Raw genomic sequence first — 447 nt, forward strand, 5'->3', positions numbered from 1 at the left:
GCAAAGTTAAATTTATCAAAATTTTCAAATTCGCACTTTGCGATGCTGCCATCAAGTACCGCGTTTATGCAAGCACGAGTTGCTCTTATGCTCATACGTTTACCAACGCCGTAAGCACCACCGCCCCAGCCTGTATTTACACGATAGACATTAACGCCGTGTTTATCGATCTTCTCGCCTAGTAGTTTTGCATAGACAGTTGGGTGAAGTCGCATAAATGGCTCGCCAAAGCACGCGCTAAAAGTAGCGACTGGCTCAGTTATACCGCGCTCTGTGCCAGCACCTTTTGCTGTATAACCACTAAGGCACTAATACATCGCCTGCTCTTTTGTGATCTTTTCACCTGGAGGAAGCACGCCAAAAGCGTCAGCACCTTAAAAGATGCTTTTTTTTGGATGGCAGGCACTTGAGCTTGGCTCGTAATTGTCGATGTGATCGATCGGAACG

Annotated in this window: 1 pseudogene; it reads right to left on the reverse strand. The window is 46.5% G+C overall.

The window, feature by feature from the left end:
- Nucleotides 1-447: pseudogene (locus tag CYP43_RS09195) on the reverse strand (phosphoenolpyruvate carboxykinase (ATP)); the annotation flags it as partial.

The sequence above is a fragment of the Campylobacter concisus genome (assembly GCF_002913045.1).
GTDB lineage: Bacteria > Campylobacterota > Campylobacteria > Campylobacterales > Campylobacteraceae > Campylobacter_A > Campylobacter_A concisus_AP.